The organism is Endozoicomonas atrinae (assembly GCF_001647025.1).
Taxonomy (GTDB): Bacteria; Pseudomonadota; Gammaproteobacteria; order Pseudomonadales; family Endozoicomonadaceae; genus Endozoicomonas; species Endozoicomonas atrinae.
In genome coordinates this window covers 1-3,150 of sequence record NZ_LUKQ02000319.1, presented here as the reverse complement: position 1 = coordinate 3,150, position 3,150 = coordinate 1, and the positions used below count along the sequence as shown (strand labels likewise).

At 50.8% G+C, this 3,150-nt stretch carries 1 rRNA gene; it reads left to right on the top strand.

Annotated elements, in window-relative coordinates:
• Window positions 1-240: 240 nt before the first annotated feature.
• Window positions 241-3,131 (top strand): 23S ribosomal RNA (locus AK963_RS25180).
• Window positions 3,132-3,150 lie beyond the last annotated feature (19 nt).

Below are 3,150 nucleotides of genomic sequence, written 5' to 3'. Positions count from 1 at the left end.
TCTGTTCTTTAACAATGTGGAATCCAAATTTAAGCTGAATTGATTTAAGCAATTTAACTTCGGTTAAATCGTTTAATGAAGATTCTTGCTGAGACACTCTCAAGTTTTGATTGGAAACAATCATAGCTAATGTGTATGGCGATGGATTCGTAGCAATATGAATTCATTTGATCGTTAAGGTAGTTATGCGATTCATAACAATCCTGGTCATCTAATTTATTAGATTGCTTTGGGTTATATGGTCAAGTGACTAAGCGTACACGGTGGATGCCTTGGCAGTCAGAGGCGATGAAGGACGTGGTAATCTGCGATAAGCGTTGGGGAGCTGATAAACAAGCTTTGATCCAGCGATTTCCGAATGGGGAAACCCACCAACATAAGTTGGTATTCCTTACCTGAATACATAGGGTTTGGAAGGCGAACCCGGGGAACTGAAACATCTAAGTACCCGGAGGAAAAGAAATCAATTGAGATTCCCCCAGTAGCGGCGAGCGAACGGGGACCAGCCCTTAAGCAATTTTTGGTTTAGTGGAAGACTCTGGAAAGTGTCGCCATAGTGGGTGATAGCCCCGTACACGAAAGGCCAATTATTGTGAAATCGAGTAGGACGGGACACGTGAAATCCTGTCTGAACATGGGGGGACCATCCTCCAAGGCTAAATACTCCTGACTGACCGATAGTGAACCAGTACCGTGAGGGAAAGGCGAAAAGAACCCCGTTGAGGGGAGTGAAATAGAACCTGAATCCGTGTACGTACAAGCAGTGGGAGCAGACTTGTTCTGTGACTGCGTACCTTTTGTATAATGGGTCAGCGACTTACTTTCAGTGGCAAGGTTAACCGACTAGGGGAGCCGTAGAGAAATCGAGTCTTAATAGGGCGTCGAGTCGCTGGGAGTAGACCCGAAACCGGGCGATCTATCCATGGGCAGGTTGAAGATTGAGTAACATCAATTGGAGGACCGAACCGACTATCGTTGAAAAGCTAGCGGATGACCTGTGGATAGGAGTGAAAGGCTAATCAAGCCCGGAGATAGCTGGTTCTCCTCGAAAGCTATTTAGGTAGCGCCTCGTGTCTAACCATCGGGGGTAGAGCACTGTTTGGGCTAGGGGGTCATCCCGACTTACCAACCCCATGCAAACTCCGAATACCGATGAGTTCAATCACGGGAGACACACGGCGGGTGCTAACGTCCGTCGTGGAAAGGGAAACAACCCAGACCGTCAGCTAAGGTCCCAAAGTAACAGTTAAGTGGGAAACGATGTGAGAAGGCCCAGACAGCCAGGAGGTTGGCTTAGAAGCAGCCACCCTTTAAAGAAAGCGTAATAGCTCACTGGTCGAGTCGGCTCGCGCGGAAGATTTAACGGGGCTCAAACTGTTCACCGAAGCTACGGGTACTTAACTTTGTTAAGTGCGGTAGAGGAGCGTTCTGTAAGCCGTTGAAGGTGTATCGGGAGGTATGCTGGAGGTATCAGAAGTGCGAATGCTGACATGAGTAACGACAAGGGGAGTGAGAAGCTCCCCCGCCGGAAGACCAAGGGTTCCTGCGCAACGTTAATCGGCGCAGGGTGAGTCGGCCCCTAAGGTGAGGTCGAAAGACGTAATCGATGGGAAACAGGTCAATATTCCTGTACCCCTTTTGACTGCGATGGAGTGACGGAGAAGGCTAGGTCAGCGCAGCGTTGGTTGTCTGCGTTTAAGATCGTAGGCTGGGGATCCAGGCAAATCCGGATCCTCAAGGCCGAGAATTGATGACGAGGTTCTACGGAACTGAAGTGATTGATGCCATGCTTCCAGGAAAAACTTCTAAGCTTCAGGTCAGAAGGGACCGTACCCCAAACCGACACAGGTGGTCAGGTAGAGAATACCAAGGCGCTTGAGAGAACTCGGGTGAAGGAACTAGGCAAAATGGCACCGTAACTTCGGGAGAAGGTGCGCCGGCTTTGGTGATCGGACTTGCTCCGTAAGCTGAGGCTGGTCGAAGATACCAGGTGGCTGCGACTGTTTATTAAAAACACAGCACTGTGCAAACACGAAAGTGGACGTATACGGTGTGACGCCTGCCCGGTGCCGGAAGGTTAATTGATGGGGTTATCTTCGGAGAAGCTCTTGATCGAAGCCCCGGTAAACGGCGGCCGTAACTATAACGGTCCTAAGGTAGCGAAATTCCTTGTCGGGTAAGTTCCGACCTGCACGAATGGCGTAACGATGGCCACGCTGTCTCCACCCGAGACTCAGTGAAATTGAAATCGCTGTTAAGATGCAGCGTATCCGCGGCTAGACGGAAAGACCCCGTGAACCTTTACTACAGCTTCACAGTGGATCTTGATGTTGCTTGTGTAGGATAGGTGGGAGGCTTTGAAGCGTGAACGCCAGTTTGCGTGGAGCCATCCTTGAAATACCACCCTGGCAATATTGAGGTTCTAACCCAGGTCCTGAAACGGGATCGGGGACATTGTGTGGTGGGTAGTTTGACTGGGGCGGTCTCCTCCCAAAGAGTAACGGAGGAGCACGAAGGTTGGCTAAGTACGGTCGGACATCGTACGGTTAGTGTAATGGCACAAGCCAGCTTGACTGCGAGAGGTACATCTCGAGCAGGTACGAAAGTAGGTCATAGTGATCCGGTGGTTCTGAATGGAAGGGCCATCGCTCAACGGATAAAAGGTACTCCGGGGATAACAGGCTGATACCGCCCAAGAGTTCACATCGACGGCGGTGTTTGGCACCTCGATGTCGGCTCATCACATCCTGGGGCTGAAGCCGGTCCCAAGGGTATGGCTGTTCGCCATTTAAAGTGGTACGCGAGCTGGGTTTAGAACGTCGTGAGACAGTTCGGTCCCTATCTGCCGTGGACGTTGGAAGTTTGAGAAGAGCTGCTCCTAGTACGAGAGGACCGGAGTGGACGGACCACTGGTGTTCGGGTTGTGTCGCCAGACGCATTGCCCGGTAGCTATGTTCGGACGGGATAACCGCTGAAAGCATCTAAGCGGGAAGCCCCCTTCAAGATGAGACTTCCCTGGGTACTAGATACCCCTGAAGAGCCGTTAAAGACTATGACGTTGATAGGTTGGGTGTGTAAGCGCTGTGAGGCGTTGAGCTAACCAATACTAATGACTCGTGCGGCTTGACCATATAACGCCAAAGCGATTTA